The sequence below is a fragment of the Streptomyces sp. NPDC093085 genome (assembly GCF_040683935.1).
Lineage (GTDB): Bacteria > Actinomycetota > Actinomycetes > Streptomycetales > Streptomycetaceae > Streptomyces.
Genome location: NZ_JBFBFB010000011.1, coordinates 71,126 through 92,977, shown reverse-complemented (window position 1 = coordinate 92,977; position 21,852 = coordinate 71,126). Strand labels below are relative to the sequence as shown.

At 71.8% G+C, this 21,852-nt stretch carries 21 protein-coding genes; 6 read left to right on the top strand and 15 right to left on the bottom strand.

The window, feature by feature from the left end; translation table 11 throughout:
- Positions 1-12: 12 nt before the first annotated feature.
- Entirely contained in the window at positions 13-102 is a 90-nt protein-coding gene (kdpF, locus tag AB0O07_RS26330; protein WP_167025832.1) for a K(+)-transporting ATPase subunit F, read from the bottom strand.
- 370 nt (positions 103-472) lie between these two features.
- On the opposite strand from kdpF, the gene htpG reads away from it, so the two are divergent.
- Both htpG and AB0O07_RS26320 read left to right on the top strand, forming a co-directional pair.
- A complete protein-coding gene (gene htpG / locus AB0O07_RS26325; RefSeq protein ID WP_365637528.1) occupies positions 473-2,437 on the top strand; it encodes a molecular chaperone HtpG in 1,965 nt (654 codons plus the stop codon).
- A gap of 121 nt (positions 2,438-2,558) precedes the next feature.
- Complete coding sequence (locus AB0O07_RS26320; protein WP_365637525.1) at positions 2,559-2,813, top strand: hypothetical protein; 255 nt, start codon at positions 2,559-2,561, stop codon at positions 2,811-2,813.
- 85 nt (positions 2,814-2,898) lie between these two features.
- Here AB0O07_RS26320 and tatA read toward each other — a convergent pair whose 3' ends face one another.
- Positions 2,899-3,177: a Sec-independent protein translocase subunit TatA gene (gene tatA / locus AB0O07_RS26315; RefSeq protein WP_365637523.1), complete on the bottom strand. Its 279-nt coding sequence runs from the start codon at positions 3,175-3,177 to the stop codon at positions 2,899-2,901.
- A 147-nt stretch (positions 3,178-3,324) separates the two neighbouring features.
- On the opposite strand from tatA, the gene AB0O07_RS26310 reads away from it, so the two are divergent.
- Positions 3,325-4,881: an LCP family protein gene (locus tag AB0O07_RS26310; protein WP_365637520.1), complete on the top strand. Its 1,557-nt coding sequence runs from the start codon at positions 3,325-3,327 to the stop codon at positions 4,879-4,881.
- Here the strand turns inward: AB0O07_RS26310 and mgtA are convergent.
- The 4 genes from mgtA to AB0O07_RS26290 form a co-directional block, all read right to left on the bottom strand.
- On the bottom strand, positions 4,872-7,703 hold the full coding sequence (gene mgtA / locus AB0O07_RS26305) for a magnesium-translocating P-type ATPase (protein ID WP_365637518.1): 2,832 nt from the start codon (positions 7,701-7,703) through the stop codon (positions 4,872-4,874). The two genes, AB0O07_RS26310 and mgtA, sit on opposite strands and share 10 nt — an antisense overlap.
- A 7-nt stretch (positions 7,704-7,710) precedes the next feature.
- Complete coding sequence (locus tag AB0O07_RS26300) at positions 7,711-8,070, bottom strand: metalloregulator ArsR/SmtB family transcription factor (protein WP_365637516.1); 360 nt, start codon at positions 8,068-8,070, stop codon at positions 7,711-7,713.
- 143 nt (positions 8,071-8,213) lie between these two features.
- Positions 8,214-8,501: a twin-arginine translocase TatA/TatE family subunit gene (locus AB0O07_RS26295; RefSeq protein WP_365637513.1), complete on the bottom strand. Its 288-nt coding sequence runs from the start codon at positions 8,499-8,501 to the stop codon at positions 8,214-8,216.
- A 204-nt stretch (positions 8,502-8,705) separates the two neighbouring features.
- Complete coding sequence (locus AB0O07_RS26290; protein ID WP_365637511.1) at positions 8,706-9,407, bottom strand: hemerythrin domain-containing protein; 702 nt, start codon at positions 9,405-9,407, stop codon at positions 8,706-8,708.
- A 213-nt stretch (positions 9,408-9,620) separates the two neighbouring features.
- Between AB0O07_RS26290 and AB0O07_RS26285 the strand changes: the two genes are divergently transcribed.
- Positions 9,621-11,480, top strand: a complete 1,860-nt coding sequence (locus AB0O07_RS26285) for a prolyl oligopeptidase family serine peptidase (RefSeq protein ID WP_365637509.1) — start codon at positions 9,621-9,623, stop codon at positions 11,478-11,480.
- An 87-nt stretch (positions 11,481-11,567) separates the two neighbouring features.
- A complete protein-coding gene (locus tag AB0O07_RS26280) occupies positions 11,568-12,320 on the top strand; it encodes an SURF1 family protein (RefSeq protein ID WP_365637506.1) in 753 nt (250 codons plus the stop codon).
- Between the two features lie 156 nt (positions 12,321-12,476).
- Here AB0O07_RS26280 and AB0O07_RS26275 read toward each other — a convergent pair whose 3' ends face one another.
- From AB0O07_RS26275 to AB0O07_RS26245, 7 genes are all read right to left on the bottom strand, one after another.
- On the bottom strand, positions 12,477-13,679 hold the full coding sequence (locus AB0O07_RS26275) for a hypothetical protein (protein WP_365637504.1): 1,203 nt from the start codon (positions 13,677-13,679) through the stop codon (positions 12,477-12,479).
- A complete protein-coding gene (locus tag AB0O07_RS26270; RefSeq protein WP_365637502.1) occupies positions 13,676-14,323 on the bottom strand; it encodes a SigE family RNA polymerase sigma factor in 648 nt (215 codons plus the stop codon). The genes AB0O07_RS26275 and AB0O07_RS26270 overlap by 4 nt, the downstream gene beginning before the upstream one ends.
- A 471-nt stretch (positions 14,324-14,794) precedes the next feature.
- Positions 14,795-15,823 carry an aspartate-semialdehyde dehydrogenase gene (locus AB0O07_RS26265; protein WP_365637837.1) on the bottom strand — a complete coding sequence of 343 codons (1,029 nt, stop codon included), beginning with the start codon at positions 15,821-15,823 and terminating at the stop codon, positions 14,795-14,797.
- A gap of 223 nt (positions 15,824-16,046) precedes the next feature.
- Positions 16,047-17,318, bottom strand: a complete 1,272-nt coding sequence (locus AB0O07_RS26260; RefSeq protein WP_365637499.1) for an aspartate kinase — start codon at positions 17,316-17,318, stop codon at positions 16,047-16,049.
- Positions 17,319-17,613: 295 nt separating this feature from the next.
- Positions 17,614-18,282: a DUF5063 domain-containing protein gene (locus AB0O07_RS26255; protein WP_365637496.1), complete on the bottom strand. Its 669-nt coding sequence runs from the start codon at positions 18,280-18,282 to the stop codon at positions 17,614-17,616.
- Positions 18,275-18,874, bottom strand: a complete 600-nt coding sequence (gene recR / locus AB0O07_RS26250; RefSeq protein ID WP_365637493.1) for a recombination mediator RecR — start codon at positions 18,872-18,874, stop codon at positions 18,275-18,277. The genes AB0O07_RS26255 and recR overlap by 8 nt, the downstream gene beginning before the upstream one ends.
- Positions 18,875-18,966: 92 nt before the next feature.
- Positions 18,967-19,305 (bottom strand): YbaB/EbfC family nucleoid-associated protein, encoded by a 339-nt coding sequence (locus AB0O07_RS26245; protein ID WP_365637492.1) that lies wholly within the window; start codon positions 19,303-19,305, stop codon positions 18,967-18,969.
- Positions 19,306-19,647: 342 nt separating this feature from the next.
- Between AB0O07_RS26245 and AB0O07_RS26240 the strand changes: the two genes are divergently transcribed.
- The gene (locus AB0O07_RS26240; RefSeq protein ID WP_365637489.1) at positions 19,648-20,457 is read left to right on the top strand and encodes an SLATT domain-containing protein; all 810 of its coding nucleotides are present in this window, start codon (positions 19,648-19,650) and stop codon (positions 20,455-20,457) included.
- Between the two features lie 77 nt (positions 20,458-20,534).
- On the opposite strand, the gene AB0O07_RS26235 is transcribed toward AB0O07_RS26240, so the two are convergent.
- Together AB0O07_RS26235 and AB0O07_RS26230 are read right to left on the bottom strand one after the other, a co-directional pair.
- A complete protein-coding gene (locus AB0O07_RS26235) occupies positions 20,535-20,933 on the bottom strand; it encodes a DUF488 family protein (protein WP_365637835.1) in 399 nt (132 codons plus the stop codon).
- A gap of 171 nt (positions 20,934-21,104) precedes the next feature.
- Positions 21,105-21,755, bottom strand: a complete 651-nt coding sequence (locus tag AB0O07_RS26230) for a hypothetical protein (RefSeq protein ID WP_365637487.1) — start codon at positions 21,753-21,755, stop codon at positions 21,105-21,107.
- Between the last annotated feature and the right edge of the window lie 97 nt (positions 21,756-21,852).

Genomic DNA, 21,852 nt, shown 5'->3' with positions numbered 1-21,852 from the left:
GCTCACGGCGGGCTAGAACCTCTCCGGGAAGAGCAGGGCGAGGACGAGATACCCCAGCAGGGCGACGGCCACGACCAGGCCCGCGATGTTCTCGGCGGTCACAGCTTCGTCACCCCCTTGGCGACGAGGGCCACCAGCGCGAAGACCGCGACCGTGGTGACGACGAAGGCCAGATCGGCCATCGTGAACTCCTGATGAGGTGGGTACGGGTGATACGGACGAAGTCCGGAACGTACGGGGAGTCGAACGGACGTCCTGAGGAAACCCCGTCATCCGGGGCTTTCCGCTTCCGTTGACGGTGTCCATACGGAGCGGGGCGCGCGCTTGACGGCTCTCTTACGCGGTGCGCGGAGTCTCTTGCGCGGTGCGCGGAGCGCGGGCCCGGGGCCGTCACAGGCAGGCGCTGGATACGATGGAGGGCGGCTCTCCGTAATGACGCAGCCGTTGTGAGCGAGGAAAGGAATCCTTCGATATGACGACCGAGACGTTCGAGTTTCAGGTGGAAGCACGCCAGCTCCTCCAGATGATGATCCATTCGATCTACTCGAACAAGGATGTATTCCTTCGCGAACTGGTCTCCAACGCCTCGGACGCACTCGACAAACTGCGGCTCGACGTTCTCCGCAGCGACCTTCAGGAAGACGTGTCCGACCTCCATATCGACATCGAGGCCGACAAGGAACAGCGCACGCTGACTGTACGGGACAACGGCATCGGAATGTCGCATGACGAGGTGGTGCAGCTCATCGGCACCATCGCGAATTCCGGTACGGCGAAGTTCCTGAAGGAGCTGAAAGAGGCCAAGGAAGCACAGGACGCGGCGGCTTCCGAAGAACTCATCGGACAGTTCGGTGTCGGCTTCTACTCCAGCTTCATGGTGGCCGACGAAGTCACCCTGGTGACCCGGCGCGCGGGCGAGAGCAAGGGCACCCGCTGGCAGTCCACGGGCGAGGGCACCTACACCGTCGAGACGGTCGACGAGGCGCCGCGCGGTACGTCCGTGACGCTGCGCCTGAAGCCGGAGGACGCCGAGGACAAGCTCTTCGACTACACGTCCGCGTGGAAGATCAAGGAGATCGTCAAGCGGTACTCGGACTTCATCACCTGGCCGATCCGGATGGCCGCCGAGGCCCCGCCCGCCACGGACGCCACGGACGCCACGGACGCCACGGCGGACGGCGAGGGCGCCGCCGACGACGCGACCGCCCCCGAGACCATCAACTCGATGAAGGCGCTGTGGGCCCGCCCCAAGAGCGAGGTGACCGACGAGGAGTACAGCGAGCTGTACAAGCACGTCAGCCACGACTGGACCGACCCGCTGGAAACCATCCGCATGCAGGCGGAAGGCACCTTCGAATACCAGGCGCTGCTCTTCCTCCCCTCCCACGCCCCGCAGGACCTTTTCACGCAGGGCAGCAAGCGCGGGGTGCAGCTCTATGTGAAGCGCGTCTTCATCATGGACAACTGTGAAGCGCTGATGCCGGATTACCTGCGCTTCGTCAAGGGAGTCGTCGACGCCCAGGACCTCTCGCTCAATGTCTCGCGCGAGATCCTCCAGCAGGACCGGCAGATTCAGCTCATGCACCGGCGCCTGGTGAAGAAGGTGCTGTCGACGGTCAAGGAGATGATGGCCGGCCGGCCCGAGCACTACACCACGTTCTGGAAGGAATTCGGCCGCGTCCTCAAGGAGGGTCTGCTCAGCGACTTCGAGAACCGTGACGCGATTCTCGGTGTCTCCTCCTTCGCCTCGACCCACGACGACGAGAAGGTGACCACCCTCCAGGAGTACGTGGAGCGCATGAAGGAGGGCCAGCAGCACATCTTCTACATGACGGGCGAGTCCCGTACGGCGATCGAGAACTCGCCGCACATGGAGGCCCTGCGCGCCAAGGGCTTCGAGGTGCTGCTCCTGACCGATCCGGTGGACGAGGTGTGGGTCCAGTCCGTCCCCGAGTTCGACGGCAGGCCGCTGCGCTCGATCGCCAAGGGCGAGGTGGACCTCGACACCGAGGAGGAGAAGAAGGAGGCCGAGGCGGAGCGCGAGAAGCGGCAGCAGGACTTCGCCGCGCTCCTGACCTGGATGTCCTCGGAGCTGAGCGAGCAGGTGAAGGAGGTACGGCTCTCCACGCGGCTGACCGTCTCGCCCGCGTGCATCGTCGGGGACACGTACGACGTGACCCCCGCGCTGGAGAACATGTACCGCGCGATGGGCCAGGACGTGCCGCGGATCAAGCGGATCCTCGAACTCAACCCGGACCACCCGCTCGTGGCCGGCCTGCGCACCGCCCACGCCGGGAGGAAAGAAGACGACGGCAGCGGCCTGGCCGAGGCCGCCGAGCTGCTCTACGGCATGGCGCTGCTCGCCGACGGCGGCGAGCTGACCGACCCGTCACGCTTCATCAAGCTGATGGCGGACCGCCTCGCGAAGACCCTCTAGGCGCTCCGGCGGATACGGACCCATAGGGACCCATGGGGAGGACTTCCCGGCATCCCCGGGGGCGGGAAGTCCTCCCCATGGGCCATGGTTCAAGGATTGCGCAACCTTTAAAGTGTTGACCATGGACGCTTACGGCACTCTTGCCAGCCAAGGCAACACCGAAACCGAATGGGAGATCGCGGTCCTCGACGGAGGGCCGGCGAACGGGGTACGGATGCGGGTCACCGACCGGCCGTCCGTGGTCCAGGTCACGTACCCCTGCGAACTGGACGGCCCCTCGGGCGGCGCGCAGGTCGAGGCGCTCTTCGTCTACCGTCGCGACCCGCGCGTCAAGGCCGAACCCCTGCGGTACGGCTACGACCTGGCCAGCCCCTGACACGCCCCTGGGAAGACGACCGCCGGGAAAACGGCCGCCGGGAACCCGGATCCGGGGAACCGACCGGCCGCGCCACCCCTCTTCCTCAGTGAGTGGCGCCCGGCGCGGCCCGCGGGACCCCCGTCTGCGGGACGCCGGGCGCCTGACTCGAAGCAGGCGGCACGACGACACCCTCCACCGGGCCCCCACCCGCCACCGGGGATCCGCCGTCCTCCTCCTTCATCGCCCTCGTCTCGCTCTTGAGGATGCGCAGGGACTTGCCCAGAGCGCGGGCGGTGTCCGGCAGCTTCTTCGAACCGAACAGCACGATGATCACGATCGCCACGATCAGCAGGTGCCAAGGCTCAAAACCGTTACGCAACATGTCGCTCCGCCTACCTCTCTCGCCGCTTCCCGAATCGGCGGGTGCTCCGCGTCACTTACGTCACCCGGGGCACGCGCCTCTCACCAAAGTTGCTACATTGCGCAACTGTACAACCATGAGGCCGGCCAGAGGGATGAGGGCGCACATATGGCAGGCAGCCGCCAGCACACGGCATCCACCCGCGGCAACCGCCGCGCCGCCCCCGCACGCCCTCGGCGGCGCAAGCGGACGAGCAGACTCCGGACGTCGCTCGTCATCACCCTGTCGCTGCTCGTGCTGGCCTCCGCCGGAGTCGGGTGGGTCTACCTCAAGCTCAGCGGCAACATCCAGACCTTCGGCGCCAACGGCCTCTCCGACAACCGCCCCGTGGGCACATCCAAGGGCCAGAACGTCCTGGTCATCGGCTCGGACGCGCGCACCGGCGGCAACGACGCGCTCGGCGGCGGCCAGAAGGACGACGTGGGCCGCTCGGACACCGCGTTCCTGCTCCACATCTACGCCGACCACCGGCACGCGGTCGCCGTCTCCGTCCCGCGCGACACGCTCCTCGACATCCCGCCCTGTCTGCTGCCCGATGGAACATGGACGAAGACGCAGGTCAACACCATGTTCAACGCGGCGTTCTCGGTCGGCCAGAGCCCCCAGGGCAACCCGGCCTGCACCCAGAACACCATCGAGAACCTGACCGGTCTCCGCGTCGACCACACCGTCGTCGTCGACTTCAAGGGGTTCGCGAAGCTCACCGAGGTCGTCGGGGGCGTCCAGATCTGCCTGCCCCAGGACATCTACCAGAACGACCTCAACCCGAACCGCACCACCCAGGGCAAGCGCCTCTTCGCCAAGGGCCCGCAGAACGTCCAGGGCCAGCAGGCGCTGGATTACGTACGGATCCGGCACGGCATAGGCGACGGCTCCGACATCGGCCGGATCAAGCGCCAGCAGGCCTTCGTCGCGAGCCTCCTCAAGAAGGTGAAGGCCGACGGCTTCACCCCGACCAAGCTGCTGCCGCTCGCCGACGCGGCGACCCAGTCCATGACCGTGGACCCCGGGCTCGGCACGGCCGACAAGCTGATCAGCTTCATGATGTCGCTCAAGGACATCGATCTGCACAACACCAAGTTCATCACCATCCCCTGGCGGTACGAGGGGCAGCGCGTCGCGATCGTCGAGCCGGACGCCTCCGAGCTGTGGGCCGCGCTGAAGGCGGACCGTACGGTCGACGGCCAGGACGCCAGCGGCAAGAACGGCGCGAAGACCAAGGAGGTCAACGCCTCCCCGACGCCCGCCGGGCCGGTCTCCGGCGGCGGGATCAGCGTCGCCGTCTACAACGGCACCACCATCCCCGGCCTCGCGGCGCGCGCCTCCCAGGAGCTGACGGACCACGACTTCACCGTCACCGGCACGGCGACGGCGAGCACCCAGGACCACGCCACCACCGTCATCGAGTACGGGTCGGGGCTGGAGGACCGGGCGAAGAGCGTCGCGCGCCTCTTCCCCGGGGCGCTGATCACACCGGTCTCCACCACCTCCGGCGTCGATGTGGTGCTCGGCGCCTCGTACGCGAACCAGCCCGCCGCCGGATCCGGCGCCTCCGGCTCCGGTACGGCCGCCGCGCCGTCGCCCTCCGCCTCCGTACCGTCCGCCGTGGCCCATGACGCCCGGTCCGCCGACGACGACCCCTGCTCGAACCTCTCCTACGGCTGAGCGACGGCCACGGCGGCGGCCTCGCGCTCCGTCTCGCGCTCCGTCTCGCTCCCCGGCCCGTGCCGGCGCTCGTGGCGGGCCCGCGCCGCCACCAGACCCGCCGCGTACAGCGCGAGGACCACACCGAGCAGCGCGTAGTACGGCACGGGCAGCGGCGGCATCCCCAGCGCGGGGCCGAGCGGGGAGAGCGGCAGCAGCAGCCCGGTCAGCGCCAGCCCGGCGGCGGCCCAGCGCACCGGGCTCGGCGCCCGCCGCCCGGGACCCCCCGACCACCCCGGCCACCACCACCGGCCGCCCCCACCCCGCAGCCCCGTACGCAACAGCAGCATCACCAGCGCCTGTGTGAGCAGGTTCTCCGTGAACCATCCGGAGTGGAACGCCGCCTGGCTCGACTCGTCCAGCGCCGGACGCACGGCCAGCGCGAGCACCGCGAAGGTCGCCATGTCGGCGGAGGCGTTGATCAGCCCGAACCCGGTGATGAACCGCAGGAAGGCCCGCGACCGCAGCACCGTCGGCCGGCACAGCGCCGCGGGCCCCGGCCGGTCGTAGGCGAAGGCGAGCTGGGCCGCGTCGAAGCAGAGGTTCTGCACCAGCACCTGGGCGGGGAGCATCGGCAGGAAGGGCAGCATCAGGCCCGCGACCAGCATCGCGATGACGTTGCCGAGGTTCGAGGAGAGCGTGATCCGCAGATACGTGGCGATGTTGCCGCTGGAGTGGCGCCCGGCGCTGATCGCGTGGTCGATCGCCCGCAGGTCCTTCTGGGCCAGCACCACGTCGCTGAAGGCGCGGACGACGTCCACGGCGTCGCGCGGGCAGATCCCGACATCGGCGGCGCCCAGGGCGGGCAGGTCGTTGACGCCGTCCCCGAGGAAGCCGGTGGTGTGGCCGTCGGCCCGGACGGCGGCGACGATACGGGCCTTGTGCTCGGGCGTGCAGCGCGCGAAGACGGTGGTGGTACGGGCGACCCGGGCGAGCTCGGCATCGGTGAGCGTGTCGATCCGGTCCGCGGTGAGCACCCCGCCGGGGGCGGCGAGCGGCACACCCAGGTCGAGGCAGGCGCGGGCGGCCGTGCCGGGGTGGTCCCCGGTGAGGATCTTCACCGTGACGCCCCGGCCCGCGAAGACCGCGAGCGCGTCGGCGGCGGTCGGGGCGAGCGCGTCGCGCAGCGCGACGAAGCCGCGGAATTCCAGGCCCCGCTCGTCGGCCGGGGTGTAGTCGCGGCGCCGGACCGGCCGCTCGGCGGTGGCGACCGCCAGCAGCCGCAGCCCGCTGTCCGCCTCGCGGGCGGCGAGGGCGGTGAGCCGCGCGCGCTCCTCGTCGTCGAGGACGCACCGCTGGAGGACATCGGCGACGGCGCCCTTGACGACCAGGGTGTGCGCACCCAGCCGGCCGGGGCGCCGTACGACCGCGGTGGAGAGCCGCCGTACGGGGTCGAAGGGCAGCGCCGCCACCCCCTCGTACCCCGCCGCCGCGTCGAAGCCCCCGGCCTCGGCGGCGTCCAGGACCGCCTCGTCCAGCGCGTCGGGGGCGGGCAGGTCGGCCAGGTGCAGCGTCCACCAGGCGTTGACGGCGGCCCACCGCAGTACGCCGGGGTCCGGCTCGCCCCGCGCGTCGAAGGCGCGGTCCAGGACCGGCCGGTCCTGGGTGAGAGTGCCCGTCTTGTCGAGGAAGAGCACATCGACGGCGCCCAGGTCGTGCAGGGCGGGCAGCCGCTTGACGATCACACTGTGCTGCCGCGCGAGGAGCGAGGCGCCCCGGGCGAGCGCCGTGGTGACGATGACCGGCAGCATCTCCGGCGTCAGCCCGACCGCCACGGCGACCGCGAACGGCAGCGTCTCCAGGCCCCGGCCGCGCAGCGCCGCGTTGGCCATCAGCACCAGCGGCGGGGTGAGCAGCATGAACCGGATCAGCACCCAGGAGATCCCGTGCACCTGCCGGTCGAAGGCGCTGGCGGTACGCCGCCCCGGCTGCCCGCGCGCCGCGCCCCACCGGGTGCTCGCCCCCGTCGCGACGACCACCGCCGTACCACTGCCGGTGGCCACGCTGCTGCCCTGGAAGCAGAGGTGCGGCTGCCCGAAGACCCCGAGACGGCCCCCCGTACCGGACGCGCCCCCCGGGCCCCCCGCGCCGGGCGGGCCGCCGACCGCCCGCTCCCCGGGTATGTCGACCGCGTACTTGGCGACCGGGGCGGACTCCCCCGTCAGCGGCGCCTGATGCACGGTCAGCCCGCTGGTGCGCAGCAGCCGTACGTCGGCGGGGACCAGGTCGCCGGGGCCGAGGCGGATCACATCGCCCGGCACGAGCTGGTCGACGGGGATCTCCCGGGGCCCGGACTGCGCGCCCTCCCGCCCCTCGGCGCGGCGCAGCACGGTCGCCGTGGTGGCGACCAGGTCGCGCAACGCGTCCATGGAGCGGCCGGCGCGGTGTTCCCCGGAGGAGCGGAGCAGACAGCTCACGACGACGAGGGAGAGGATCACGAAGGCGGTGCCCCAGGCCGCGACGGCGGCGGAGACCAGGCCGAGGCAGAGCAGCACGGTGGTGAACGGGTCACGGACGCTGCGCAGGAAGAGCCGGGGCCAGGACGTCGTACGCCACTCCGGCACCGCGTTCTCCCCGTACCGGGCGAGGCGCTCCTCGGCCTGCGCCTCGGTCAGCCCGCGCGGCCCGCTGTCGAGGCGCCGCAGCTCCTGGAGCGCGGTGAGCCGCCCCGTACCCCCGCCGGTGCCGGGACCGCCGTCGGCGCCCGTACCCGTACCGCCGCCCGTGGCGTCCGGGGCCGGGACGCTCCAGGCTTCCGGTCCGGGGACCACGGGCTCGGACATGGCGGTGTCAGGCGCCGAGGTCGCTGACGCGGCGCGGCCCCGGTGCGTGCGCGGCCCGGTCGGTGAGCTGGCCGACCATCAGCCGTACGACGGTCACCACATCGGGGTCGTCGACGTAGTAGACCTGCCGGCGGCCCTCCCTGCGCGACCGTACGAGCCCGGCCAGCTTCAGCTTGGTGAGGTGCTGGCTGACGGCGGGCAGCGCGCCGCCGACCCGCTCGGCGAGCCCGGTCACATCGCTCTCGCCCTGGGCCAGCACCCAGACGATGTGCAGCCGCGCGGACGAGGCGAGCAGCCCGAACGCGGCGGCGGCGTCCGCCAGCACCTCGGCGGACGGATCCCCGAAGCCGCCGACACCAGCCGTCACGATCGCTCTCCTGTTCCCGCGCGGACGGACCCCCGCGTACCCACGCCCCGGACCCCTGTCCGAAACCGACGATTCAGTCTAGGTGCTCGGTATCCGGGCCAGGGGTGGCGCGGGCGCGGGGCCTCAGGGGCGCGCGCGGGGCCTCAGGGGTGCTTCGGAGGCTCGTTCGGCTCGACGATGGTGCCGGTGACGATACGGGGCCCGCCCTGCGCACCGTTCCCGGCGCCGCCCTGGGGCGCGCCCGGGGCGTCGCCCGGCGCAGCGGCAGCGGCAGCCTGCTCGGCCTTGCCCTCCTCCTTCAGCGCCTTCGCCTCGCTCTTGAGGATGCGGGCCGACTTCCCCGCGGACCTGGCCAGCTCGGGGAGTTTCTTCACCCCGACGACCAAGATGATGACGATGAGGATCACGGCCAGTTCACTCACGCCGAACATCAGATCTGCTCTCTCCCGGGAACGTCCGCGGCCGTCCTGCCGCCGTGTCGCACAGCCTCCGCCGGCACACCATCGACCGGCATCAGCAGACATCTACAAGGCTGTAGAAGTATTCCGTACCCAGGGGGCACGGGACAATGCCACCTTCCCACGGAGTGCTGTGAAGACGTCAGTGCGCCTCCTGTGCGGAGCCTGTGCGGATGGTCACAGGGAGATGCCGAGCGCGCGCTTGCAGGAGCGGTACCGCGCCAGGAAGACCGGCCGCAGCCACCGCATCGAGGACGGGAAATGCGCGAGCAGCGCCGTGTACCCCGGCACCCGGTCGGGGTCCTCCAGCAGACCGAAGACGAGATGCGGCCCGGTGCGCGGGGTGCCGTGCGCGATCGCGGCCCGGACCCGGGCCACCTCGCGGTCCGGCACCCGGGGGAAGAGGTCGAGCAGCACCGGCTCAGCCGCGTCCAGCGTCCGGTTCAGCAGGGTCTGGACGCGGAGCGCGGACGGCAGCCCCGTCATCGCCGCCTCGCCGACCACCACCAGCACCTCGCCGCGCCCGCCGGCCACCTCGCGGGCCGCGATCGCGTCGACCGCGCGGGCCAGGGTGTGCAGCTCGGCGTCGAGCGCCTCGCGCTCGGGCGCCAGATCGGCCAGCTCGGCGACCGGGCCGGGGAAGAGCCCGCGCAGCACCGGCCAGAGGAGCGCGTCCTCGCTCGCGATCTGGCCGTGGACGCACTCGATCAGCCAGCGGGATGTGGCGACCAGCGTCCTGACATCGACGGGCCGGCCGTCGGCGAGCGCCGCGAACGACGCGGTGACCAGCGCCGCGCCCCGGCGCATCAGAGTGTGCTCGGCGAGGAGTTCGTCATGGATACGCGTGCGCTCCGAGCGGAGCGCGGGTGAGACAGCCATCGCCTGTACGTCCCCCTATCTGTCCGCGGGGGCGCGGCCTCACGTACGGTCCGCGCGCGGACCCGCCGAGGCGCCCGGGACGGGAGCACCTCTCCCCTGAACCATGCCCGTCCCACGAGCCCCTCACACCTCATACGCCCCGTCGCCGACAAGTTGTCCACAGGCTGAGGGGGAGCTCGACGGGATGTCAGCCGTCGAGCGCAGAATGGGGTCATGACTGAGATCGACGGTTCGAAGCCGGGCGCGGCGCGGGACACCGCGCGGGACGCCATGCCGGAGTGGGAGAAGCGCTTCCGGGCCCCTCGGGTCTCCCTGCCCGACTGGGCGGAGGACGCGCCGGAGCGGGCGCTCTTCGTCTCCAACGCGACGGGGACGTACGAGTTGTACGCGTGGGACCGGGCGACCGGCGCGCAGCGCCAGGTGACGGACCGGCCGAACGGGACGACGGACGGGGTGCTCTCGCTCGACGGCGAGTGGATCTGGTGGTTCTCGGACACGGACGGCGACGAGTTCGGCGTCTGGATGCGCCAGCCGTTCTCCGGCACGGGGAGGCCGGAAGGCGACCCGGGGGCCACGCCCCTCGACGAGCCGGCCACCCCAGGGCTCGCCCCCTCCTATCCGGCGGGGCTGGCGCTGGGCCGGGACGGCACGGCGGTGGTGGGGCGGTCGACGGACGAGGAGGGCTCGACGGTCCATGTCGTACGGCCGGGGGCGGCGCCGGTCGAGATCTACCGCCACCGGGAGTCGGCCGGGGTGGGGGACCTCTCGCACGACGGGACGCTGATCGCGGTCGAGCACACCGAGCACGGCGACGCGATGCACTCGGCGGTACGGGTGGTGCGGCTGGACGGCTCGCTCGTCGCCGAGCTGGACGACACGGAGGGCGGCACGAAGGAGCTGGGCCTCGATGTGCTGGGCTTCGCCCCGGTGGCCGGGGACTCCCGGCTGCTCGTCGGCCACCAGCGGCGCGGACGGTGGGAGCCGGTGGTCTGGGACCCGCTGACCGGCGAGGAGTCCGATCTGGCCATCGAACTCCCCGGCGATGTCCACGCCGAGTGGTATCCGGACGGCTCCGGGCTGCTCATCGAGCACAGCTTCGAGGCGCGGAGCGAGCTGTGGCGTTATGACTTCGTCAAAAGTGCGCTGATCCAGGTGGAGACGCCGGCCGGGACGGTCTCCGGGGCGACGGCCCGCCCGGACGGCAGTGTGGAGTACCTGTGGTCGTCGGCGGCGCGGCCACCGGAGGTGCGCTCCACGGCGGGCGGGGTGGTGCTGGACCCGCCCGGGATGACGGCGCCCGCCTCGGTGCCGGTGACGGACGCCTGGGTGGAGGGTCCTGGCGGCCGGGTGCACGCGCTGGTCCAGCGACCATCGGGCGAGGGCCCCTTCCCGACCGTCTTCGAGATCCACGGCGGCCCGACCTGGCACGACAGCGACGCCTTCGCCGCGGGCCCGGCGGCCTGGGTCGACCACGGCTTCGCCGTCGTGCGGGTCAACTACCGCGGGTCGACGGGGTACGGACGGGAGTGGACGGACGCGCTCAAGCACCGGGTCGGCCTGATCGAACTGGAGGACATCACGGCGGTCCGCGCCTGGGCGGTCTCCTCGGGGCTCGCCGACCCCGAGCGGCTGGTCCTGGCGGGCGGCTCCTGGGGCGGCTATCTGACCCTGCTGGGCCTGGGCACCCGGCCCGACGACTGGGCGGTGGGGCTGGCGGCCGTACCGGTCGCGGACTATGTGACGGCGTATCACGACGAGATGGAGGCCCTGAAGGCGATGGACCGCACCCTGCTGGGCGGCACCCCGGAGGAGGTGCCCGAGCGGTTCGCGGCCTCGTCCCCGCTGACCTACGTGGACGCGGTCAAGGCCCCCGTCTACATCTCGGCGGGCGTCAACGACCCGCGCTGCCCCATCCGCCAGGTGGAGAACTATGTGGACCGCCTGGCGGCCCGCGACGCGGTCCACGAGGTCTACCGCTACGACGCGGGCCATGGCTCCCTGGTGGTGGAGGAGCGGATCAAGCAGGTCCGCCTGGAAATGGAGTTCGCGAGGAGGCACCTGGGGATGGCGTAGGAGGGACGGCGTAGGAGGGACGGCGCGGGAGAACCGGACCGGGGCCCCGGTCCCCTGGCGCGGGGCGGCGTTCCGTACCGTGGAGGGGTGTACCGGTTTCTGGTGACTCCGCGATGGTGGGGGATCAACGTCTTCGTCGTGCTGGCGATCCCCTTCTGCGTCTTCATGGGGATGTGGCAGCTCGGCCGCTTCGAGGCCCGGGTGGAGACACACCGGGCCGCCGAGGCGGGCCCCGGCCCCGAGAAGCGGCCCGCGGTGGCGGTGGCCTCGCTGCTCCCGGTCGACCAGGAGACCTCGGGGCGCGAGGTTCTGGCGAAGGGGCGGTACGCGGACCAGTTCGTGGTCCCGGGCCGGGAGCTGGACGGCCGCACCGGCTCCTATGTCCTGACCATGCTCCGTACCGACGACGGCAAGGCGCTGCCGGTGGTACGGGGGTGGCTGGCCCAGGGCGGGAAGGTGCCCGCGGCGCCGGCCGGCGAGGTGACGGTGACCGGAGCGCTCCAGGCCTCCGAGGCGATCGGCTCCTCCGGGGTACGGGCGGGCGGCGGACTGCCCGAGGGCCAGCTCGGGATGATCAGCGCGGCCTCGCTGGTCAACCTGGTGCCGTACGAGGTCTACGACGCCTGGGTCACCGTCGGCAAGGCCTCGGAGGGGCTGCTGCCGGTGCCCGCCGCAGCGCCGCAGAACACCGGGCTCGACCTGAAGGCGTTCCAGAACCTCGGCTACACCGGCGAGTGGTTCGTCTTCGCGGGGTTCGTGCTCTTCATGTGGTTCCGGCTGGTCCGGCGCGAGGTGGAGACCGCGAAGGACGAGGCGCTGGGCCTCTCCCCGGCCGCCTGACCCCGTGGCCCCGGCCGCCTGACCCCGGCTGCCCGCTTGACCCCGGCCACACCCTGGCCTTGACCCCGGCCACACCCTGGCCCCGTGGCCCGTACGTGGTCCCTCGGGCGCGCCCGGCCCCGGGGCCGGAGCAGGACCAGGTCCGGCAGAACCGTGCTAGGAGCCGGCGAGGATGCCGGTCCAGTAGACCGTGCCGGCGCAGGCGTTGGGGATGGTGGCCGAGACGCTCGGGCTGCCCGGCTCCGCCGTGTAGGTGACGGAGACGCTGCCGTCCGCCGTGCCCTCGGTGAGGAGCTGGGTGTCGGAACCGCCGTTCTCCCCGCCGCCGTTCTCCGAACCGGCCGTACCGCCCGCGCCCGCCGAGGTGTCGCCGGAGGGGGACGGGTCGGGGGAGGCGCTGCCCGTGGGGCAGGTGTCCGCGGGCACCCAGGCGAACTTCACCGCGTACGAACCGTTCGGCGGCAGGCTCAGCGCCGCCACCTCCTGGGAGGGGTCCGGCAGCCCGGAGGCCGCGTCGCCGGAGGTGTGCGCCGCCTGGCCCACCCTGGTGGCGTCGGCCGCGCCGAGGGCGCCGACACCGACCGAGCCGCGGCCGCCGACCGTACACGAGGAGGAGGAGATGTTGGTGACGCGGAACGTGCCGTAGACCGTGCCGGTGCCGTCGGGCCCGCCCACCTCGGCACCGGCCGCGCCGAGCCGGGCCGCGGTGCAGGTGCCGGTCGCGGTCACGGCGTCGGAGCGCGCGGAGTCCTTGTTGCTGCCGCCCTTGCCGCCGTCGGCCGCGTTGGACGCGTCGGTGCCGGGCTTGCCCTTCTTCCCTGGTTCGTCCTCGTCGGCCGAGACCTTGTCCGAGGGGCTGTCCGCGTTCTCATGAGGCCCGCCGTCGCCCTTGCCGGAGGCCGCGCCGCCCTGCGGCGTCTGGTCGTGCCCGGCGGAGACGGCCCGGTCGTGGGTGGTCGTGCCGGTGTTCGCGACATGCATGAAGGCGGGTACGGCCGTACCGAGGAGCAGCGCGGCGGCGGCCACCCCCACCACGGCCTGCCGCTTCCTGGCCCGCCGGACCGGCACCGCCTTGTGCAGGTGCTCCAGCGCCCCGTCGGAGGGCCGCAGATCGCCGACGGCACCGTGCAGGAGCCGGCGCAGCGCCAACTCGTCCCCGTCCAGGGCCTCGGAGAGGTCGGTGGACAGGTCGACGACGGGAGCGGCGGGCGGCTCCGCGGATTCTCCGTCCTCGCGGCCGCTCGGCTCGTTCTCCGGCTCTGGCCCGTTGTTCACAGTCGCTTTCCCAGTCAGGTCGTCCAGCGGCACGTCCGGGGGTTCCCGACCGTCCTTCTCCCGCCCCCGTTCACGCGTGGTCATGCCGAAGCCTCCATGGCGACCCGCAGCGCCGCGATCCCGCGCGAGCCGTACGCCTTCACCGAGCCCAGCGAAATCCCCAGCACCTCGGCGACCTGCGCCTCGGTCATGTCCGCGAAGTAGCGCAGCGAGAGGACCTCACGCTGTCTGCGCTGGAGCCCGCGCATCGCCTTGATCAGGGCGTCCCGCTCCAGCAGGTCGTACGCCCCCTCCTCGGCGCTCGCCATGTCGGGCATCGGCTTCGAGAGCAGCTTCAGCCCGAGAATACGGCGGCGCAGCGCGGACCGGGACAGGTTCACCACGGTCTGCCGCAGGTAGGCGAGGGTCTTCTCGGGCTCGCGCACCCGGCGGCGCGCCGAGTGCACCCGGATGAACGCCTCCTGGACGACGTCCTCGCAGGAGGCGGTGTCGTCGAGCAGCAGGGCCGCGAGGCCGAGCAGCGAGCGGTAGTGGGCGCGGTAGGTCTCGGTGAGGTGGTCGACGGTGGTCCCCGCCGCCATCGCCCCCTGCGCCCCGTCGCCCCCGCCGGCGCCCGCCACATCGGCGGCTTCGGCGGTGTCCGCGCCCTCGGCACCCGGTCTCTGGGCGGGCATACGGGTCGGCCGCGCGGCCGGCATCGGGGCGATCACCGGCATGCCGTCAGACATACGGGGCCGCCGGAGTGGACGCACTGCCGCGCCGCGCACCGGTACCACCGCTGTGATGTCGAGAACCTCTGCTGCCACGCCTGTTGGACACGCTTCCCCCCGTCAGGGTTGTACGCACACGCCAGCCGATTCGAGCCCGCACTGAATGCCCCCATGCGCACTTGATCCCCCCCTATGCCCCAATTCCATGGCGCCACACAGGGGTGACCACAGAGACGCTTCCCAGCCATTCGGCGGTTGCGGTCCTGGCGCGCCGTTCGCGCACAAGATCGCGGAAAGGTGGGACGAACATCGTCGGACATGACAACACCCCAGTTCAAGGGGGTGTTGCCGGTCAGCCTACCTGCGGGGCTTCACAAATCCTACAAAGGTTTGAGCGCTCGTGAACCACTGATTTACGCCGATCACCGCGCGGTCGGGCCGCCCTGGCCGGGTCCGTGCGGTCGGGCCCGTGCGGTCAGGTCCGCCCGGTCAGGTCCGCGCGGTCAGGTCGGCGGCGACCGCCTCGGCGATCTGCGCGACGTTCAGCGCGGCGCCCTTGCGCAGGTTGTCGCCGCAGACGAAGAGTTCCAGCGCCCGGGGGTCGTCCAGGGAGCGCCGTACGCGCCCCACCCACGTCGGGTCGGTCCCCACCACATCGGCGGGGGTCGGGAAGTCGCCCGCAGCCGGGTCGTCGAAGAGCACCACGCCCGGCGAGGTCGCCAGGATCTCGTGCGCCCGCTCGACGGTGATCTCCTGCTCGAAGCGCGCGTGGACGGAGAGGGAGTGCCCCGTGATCACCGGTACGCGGACACAGGTGGCGGCGACCGGCAGCGCGGGCAGGCCGAGGATCTTGCGGGTCTCGTCGCGGAGCGCGGCCTCCTCCGCCGACCAGCCGTCCGCCCCGTCCGCCCCGGCGGCCGGCGCGCCGCTCCACGGGACGACATTGAGGGCGAGCGGCGCCGGGAAGGGCCCGGTGGCGTCGCCGACCGCCCGCCGTACATCGCCCGGGTGCGTGCCCAGCTCCGTATCCGCGACCAGGGAGAGCTGGTCGCGCAGGGTCTCGATGCCGCCCCGGCCCGTGGCGCTGGCGGCCTGGTACGCGGAGACGACCAGTTCGCGCAGGCCGAAGGCGGCGTGCAGGGCGCCCACCGCGACGATCATCGTGAGGGTGGCGCAGCCGGGCGCGGCGAGCAGGGGGCGCGGCCGGGCCCGGACGCCCCGGACGCCGTGGGGGTTCACCTCGGGGACGACCAGCGGGACATCAGGGTCGAGCCGGAAGGCGGCGGAGGCGTCGACCACAACGGCACCCCGTGCCGTGGCGATGGGCGCCCAGCGGGCGGACACGTCGTCCGGTACGAGGAACACGGCGACGTCGACCCCGTCGAAGGCGTCCTCCGTGACCGCCCCGACCTCGGTCGGCTCACCCCGTACGGAGAGCTTGCGGCCCTGGGTACGGTCCGAGGCGAACAGCCTGATGTCGCCCCAGACGTCGGCGTGCTGCGACAGGATCTGGAGCATGACGGCCCCGACGGCCCCGGTCGCCCCCACCACAGCGAGCGTCGGCCGCCGCCCGTTCACGGCAGCACACCCCGCACCCCGGCCCGGGACACGGCACAGAGTGCCGCCCCGGCGGCGGTCCGTACGGTACGGGCCGGGTCGGCGGCGGTCCGTACGGTACGGACCCGAGCGGCTCGGCCCCGTACCGTACGAGCCCGGACGGAAACCACCGTCCGGCGCGCCGTCACCGCCCGGTGCCCCCGTACACCACGGCCTCGTCGGAGTCGCTGTCGAGGCCGAACGCGGTGTGCACGGCGCGTACGGCGTCCACGACCGACTCCTCCCGCATGACCACCGAGATACGGATCTCGGATGTCGAGATCAGCTCGATGTTGACGCCCACGTTGGAGAGGGCCTCGAAGAACCCGGCCGTGACGCCCGGGTTGGTCTTCATGCCGGCGCCGACGAGCGAGACCTTGCCGATCTGGTCGTCGTAGCGCAGCGAGTCGAAGCCGATCGTGTCCTTCGCCCGCTCCAGCGCGTCCATGGCCTTGCGGCCCTCGGTCTTCGGCAGCGTGAACGAGATGTCGGTCAGCCCGGTCGACGCGGCGGAGACGTTCTGCACCACCATGTCGAGGTTGATCTCGTTGTCCGCGATGGTACGGAAGATCGTCGCGGCCTCGCCCGGCTTGTCGGGGACGCCGACGACCGTGATCTTCGCCTCGGAGGTGTCATGGGCGACACCGGAGATGATGGCCTGCTCCACCTTGCGGTCCCCTTGCGGTTCGTTGCTGACCCATGTGCCCTCAAGCCCCGAGAAGGAGGAGCGGACATGGATCGGGATGTTGTATCGGCGCGCGTATTCGACGCAGCGGTGCAGCAGCACCTTGGAGCCGGAACTGGCCAGCTCCAGCATGTCCCCGAAGGAGATCCAGTCGATCTTCCGGGCCTTCGAGACGACCCGGGGGTCGGCGGTGAAGACGCCGTCCACGTCGGTGTAGATCTCGCAGACCTCGGCGTCGAGCGCCGCGGCGAGCGCGACGGCCGTGGTGTCCGAGCCGCCGCGCCCCAGGGTCGTGATGTCCTTCTTGTCCTGGGACACCCCCTGGAACCCGGCGACGATGGCGATGTTGCCCTCGTCGACGGCGGTCCGGATGCGCCCCGGCGTGACATCGATGATGCGCGCTTTGTTGTGTACCGAGTCGGTGATCACACCGGCCTGGCTGCCGGTGAACGACTGGGCCTCGTGACCCAGGTTTTTGATCGCCATCGCCAGCAGGGCCATGGAGATCCGCTCTCCGGCGGTCAGCAGCATGTCGAACTCACGCCCGGCAGGGATCGGGGAAACCTGCCCGGCGAGATCGATCAGCTCGTCCGTCGTGTCGCCCATCGCCGACACCACGACGACCACCTGGTGGCCGTTCTTCTTGGCGTCGACGATCCTCTTGGCGACCCGCTTGATGCCCTCGGCATCGGCTACGGAGGAGCCTCCGTACTTCTGCACGACAAGGCCCACGTGCGCTCCTCGCTCAGTCCATCGCTACGGCACCGCACGTCGCGGCGCACCGTTGCTGTCGGCTCAGTCTAACGAGCGGCCACGGGACGAACCGGCTATATCACATCGCGAGACGTCCCGCTCGCTCCCTGATCACCGGCCCGACGCGGGGAGACACCATCGAAACCCCCAGGGCCACTCGGTGAGGAAGCATGCCCGCGCTGCCCCCGCCCACGCGACAACGTGTCCCACGTCACGCGCCCCCGGCACCGCGCCCCGGCACCGCGCTGTGCGGCGTCCGTACGCGTCTCCGGTGTCAGCGCGCCGTACGGAGCCCCAGCGGGCCCGCGATCTCCTCGGCCATGACGCGGCCCGCCTCCTCGGCGAGGGCGTCGTCCTGGGATTCCGTCAGGGCCTGGTCGGTGTCGAGGCCGTCGAGGGCCGGGAGGGGCTGGTCCAGGCGGACGTGGGCGACCAGGGAGTGGAGGGCGCGGAGGGTGGCGGAGGCGGTGGAGCCCCAGTTGGAGAAGTACGAGAACTGCCACCACCACAGCGCCTCGGTGGTCCGGCCCGCGCGGTAGTGGGCCAGGCCGTGGCGGAGGTCGGTGACGACCCCGGCGATGTCGTCCGAGATACGGGACGGCACCGGCGCCTTGCGCGGCTCGTACGGGTCGAAGACCTCCGAGTAGACGTCGATCGGCTCCAGGATCACCGCGAAGCGCTCGCGCAGGTCGTCCACGTCCGGCTCCGGGCCCAGGTCCGGCTCGTACCGTTCCTCGGGGAGGATGTCCTCGTGCGCGCCCAGCCGGCCGCCGGCCAGCATGAGCTGCGAGAACTCCAGGAGGAGGAAGGGTACGGCGCTGTCCGGCTCGTCGCCCTTCGCCACTTCCGTGACGGCGACGATGAAGCTCTCGATCTGGTCGGCGATCTGGACCGCGAAGTCGTCCGGATCCTGGTCGACGGCGTGCAGCGTTGCGTCAGACATCGAGAAGTCGTCTCCCCTCGAAGGCACGCCCGAGCGTGACCTCGTCGGCATATTCCAGGTCGCCGCCGACAGGCAGACCGCTGGCCAGACGGGTGACCGTGAGGCCCATCGGCTTGATCATGCGGGCGAGGTACGTGGCCGTGGCCTCGCCCTCCAGGTTGGGGTCGGTCGCCAGGATCAGCTCGGTGACCGTACCGTCGGCGAGGCGGGCCAGCAGCTCGCGGATCCGCAGGTCGTCGGGGCCGACCCCCTCGATGGGGCTGATCGCGCCGCCGAGCACGTGGTACTTCCCGCGGAACTCACGGGTCCGCTCGATGGCGACGACGTCCTTCGGCTCCTCCACCACACAGATCACCGAAACGTCTCTGCGGACATCCCGGCAGATCCCGCACCGCTCCTCCTGTGCGACATTGCCGCACACCGCGCAGAACCGCACCCGGTCCTTGACCTCCAGCAGCGCGTGCGCGAGGCGGCGGACATCGGTGGGCTCGGCCTGGAGGACATGGAAGGCGATCCGCTGCGCGCTCTTGGGACCGACGCCGGGCAGCCTGCCCAGTTCGTCGATGAGGTCCTGAACCACGCCTTCGTACAACGGACTGCCTTTCCTGCCGCGGCCATGGGGCTTGAGTACGTACGGTAGTTGGTGCCGGCGGGCCTTCGTACCGGGTACGTCTGAGATACGTCCTAGAAGGGCAGGCCCGGCATGCTGCCGCCCAGGCCCTGCGCGAGCGGGCCCAGCTTCTGCTGCTGGAGCTGCTGCGCGTTGTCGTTGGCCGCGTGCACCGCCGCCACGACGAGGTCCGCCAGCGTCTCGGTGTCCTCCGGGTCCACCGCCTTCGGGTCGATGACCAGGCCGCGCAGCTCGCCGGAGCCGTTGACGGTGGCCTTCACCAGGCCGCCGCCCGCCTGCCCGTCGACCAGGGTCGCCGCCAGCTCCTCCTGCGCGCGGGCGAGGTCCTGCTGCATCTTCTGGGCCTGCTGGAGCAGGTCCTGCATATTCGGCTGACCACCACCGGGAATCACGGGTCACTCCTGGCATTCGACGACGATGTACCTGCACGCCGAGCCTACGTGGTCCGCGCGCACCGCGCCCCACCCCGCCGGAACGAACCCGGGGGGAACCCGGGGCGAACTCTTTCGAGTGAGTGTCGTCCGGCTCCTCTACCTGATCACACCCCCGGCCTGGGGGAAAACGCCCGGAGTCCGGCTCCGCGGCCCTCCATTTGGCGGTAGGAATGGCGAACACATCATCACCCCGTCATCAACGCGCCACTCACTGTCACTCGGTGTCATAAGTGCCACACGCGCCCACCCGCGCCCCAGCAGACCAGCGACCAGACCAGAAGAGCCGGAGAGGAGTGCTCGGTGAGCCAGCCGGAGATGCAGCCCGGAGGCCCCGCCCGGGAGGAAGGCGCCCCGTCCGGCGCGGAGGACGCCCTCGGTGACGGCGACAGCGGTCCCGGCGGTCCGGGGGCCCCCGGCGGGCACGGCGGGCCCCCGTACGGCGATCTGGTCGGCGGGCCCTTCCCGCTCGGCGACTGGGGCGAGCCCGCCGAGCGGCTGGACGAGTTGTACCGCTGGGTCGAGACGGCCGCGCTGCGCACCGTCGACTGGTACCTCTGCGACCGGGTACGGAAGCGCCGCGTCGCCCGCGTCCTGCGGGCCGCCACCGCCCTCGGCGTCACGGCGGGCGCCGCGCTCCCGCTGGTCGACCTGACCGGGGCGCTGGCCGGGGCGGCCGGGTGGGGGTATCTCTCGCTGCTGCTGGGGGCGGCCTGCCTGGGGTGCGACCGGTACTTCGGGCTGACGTCGGGGTGGATGCGGGCGGTGGCCACGGCGCAGGCGGTGCAGCGCCGGCTCCAGACCCTCCAGTTCGACTGGGCGTCGGAGTGCGTACGGGAGATGCTGGGCCCGACGGAGGGCACGGCGAGCGAGGCGGCGGAGCGGTGCCTCGGGGTGCTCCGGCGCTTCACGGAGGACGTGACGGAGCTGGTACGGGCCGAGACGGCGGACTGGATGGTCGAATTCCGCTCCGGCCCCGCGCCGCTGGTGATGCAGTCGACCCCGATGGGCGCCCCCCGCAGCGAGAGCCCCGCCCCCCACCTGGGCCGCTTCCCCTTACCCCCGGGCGCCCGGCCCAACATGCCCCGGCAGCGCCCCCCGGAGACCCGGTGAGCGACCCCGGCCCCGGCCACGCGTGACGGCCGCGGTCACGGGCCGCACGGCCGGGGGCGTTGGCCGCACGGCCGGGGTCACGGGGCCGCCACCAGGCCCGCCAGCAGGTCGGCGTGGGTGCGGCCCAGCCTCTTCGCCGCCGTGAGGAGCGTCAGGGGCCGCCCCGAGCGGGCCAGCTCGCGCAGACGGTCCAGGGCCCGGGCCGGCTCGGGCGCGGTCAGCTCCGCCTCGTACCGGGCGCGGAACTCCTCGTACCGTTCGTCCATCCGCTCGTGGTACCACTCGCGCAGCTCGGCGGAGGGGGTGACCGACTTGGCCCACTCGTCGAGCCGTACGTCCTCCTTCTTCAGCCCGCGCGGCCAGAGCCGGTCCACCAGGACGCGCGTACCGTCCTCCGGCGCCCACTCCTCGTACACCCGCTTCACCCCGACCTGGGCGGCCTCGTTCCCCTTGTTCTTGATGTCCTTGTTCTCCATACGGGCGAGGATGCCCAGATCCACCCGGCGACGCGACATCTGTCGGCCAGGTGGCGAGAACTCGACACATGCCCGGGAGAGGCGCGGAAGAGGTTTCAGAGGCCGCACACGCTTCAGGGGCCGCGCGGTCGCGTCGGCCCCTGAAGGGAGAGAGCAGGCGGTGCGGTCCGGTCAGCTGAAGACGATCATGGAGCCCTGGCCCAGGCTCCGGGTCGCCGCCGCGTGCAGCCCGCGCCATACATGGCGTTCCCGGGCGAACGGGCTGTCGTCGTACGGAATCGAGGCCGCCGGTTCCTCCAGGGAGGTCGGGCGGTCCGGCGGGGTCGGGGCGGACGGGGGGTTGGCCGGGTCGATACCGATCGCCGGGGCGACGATCTCCAGCTCCCGCAGCAGCCCCTGGCTGGAGCCCAACGGGCCGCCGCCCGCGAGGAGTTCCTCGTTCGAGAGCGGGGCGTCGAAGTCCACGGGGACATAGGCGCCCGCGTGGTCGTAGTGCCAGACCAGATGCGACTGCTGAGCCGTCGACTCGAACATCTCCAGCAACTGCTCGTAGTCACCGCCCAGTTCACCGACCGGCGTCACCGCGAGGCCGCAGAGCTGGAGCAGGTACACGCGCCGCAGGAAGTGCAGCGCGTCGTAGTCGAAGCCGGCCACCGGGGCGACATCGCCCGCGAGGCCCGGCATGTAGGCGAAGACGGGAACGGACGGCAGCCCGGCCTCGCCGAGCGCCTTGTCGTACACGGCGATCTCTTCGGCGAAGGGGTTGTCGGGGCTGTGGCACAGCACATCGACGAGGGGGACCAACCACAGGTCACAGGCCAAGGGAGGCTCGCTCTCCAACGGGTTCGTACGGGTGCGCGCGATGGTCGGGACAGCGTAATGCGGCGCACCCGCCGGGCGCAGGGCCCCCGTCGGGTGC

Bases quoted from the DNA above. Each gene is read 5' to 3' on its own strand.
- htpG (WP_365637528.1), top strand. From the start codon at position 473: ATGACGACCGAGACGTTCGAGTTTCAGGTGGAAGCACGCCAGCTCCTC.
- AB0O07_RS26320 (WP_365637525.1), top strand. From the start codon at position 2,559: ATGGACGCTTACGGCACTCTTGCCAGCCAAGGCAACACCGAAACCGAA.
- tatA (WP_365637523.1), bottom strand. From the start codon at position 3,177: ATGTTGCGTAACGGTTTTGAGCCTTGGCACCTGCTGATCGTGGCGATC.
- AB0O07_RS26310 (WP_365637520.1), top strand. From the start codon at position 3,325: ATGGCAGGCAGCCGCCAGCACACGGCATCCACCCGCGGCAACCGCCGC.
- mgtA (WP_365637518.1), bottom strand. From the start codon at position 7,703: ATGTCCGAGCCCGTGGTCCCCGGACCGGAAGCCTGGAGCGTCCCGGCC.
- AB0O07_RS26295 (WP_365637513.1), bottom strand. From the start codon at position 8,501: ATGTTCGGCGTGAGTGAACTGGCCGTGATCCTCATCGTCATCATCTTG.
- AB0O07_RS26290 (WP_365637511.1), bottom strand. From the start codon at position 9,407: ATGGCTGTCTCACCCGCGCTCCGCTCGGAGCGCACGCGTATCCATGAC.
- AB0O07_RS26285 (WP_365637509.1), top strand. From the start codon at position 9,621: ATGACTGAGATCGACGGTTCGAAGCCGGGCGCGGCGCGGGACACCGCG.
- AB0O07_RS26275 (WP_365637504.1), bottom strand. From the start codon at position 13,679: ATGACCACGCGTGAACGGGGGCGGGAGAAGGACGGTCGGGAACCCCCG.
- AB0O07_RS26270 (WP_365637502.1), bottom strand. From the start codon at position 14,323: ATGTCTGACGGCATGCCGGTGATCGCCCCGATGCCGGCCGCGCGGCCG.
- AB0O07_RS26265 (WP_365637837.1), bottom strand. From the start codon at position 15,823: ATGCTCCAGATCCTGTCGCAGCACGCCGACGTCTGGGGCGACATCAGG.
- AB0O07_RS26255 (WP_365637496.1), bottom strand. From the start codon at position 18,282: ATGTCTGACGCAACGCTGCACGCCGTCGACCAGGATCCGGACGACTTC.
- AB0O07_RS26235 (WP_365637835.1), bottom strand. From the start codon at position 20,933: ATGGAGAACAAGGACATCAAGAACAAGGGGAACGAGGCCGCCCAGGTC.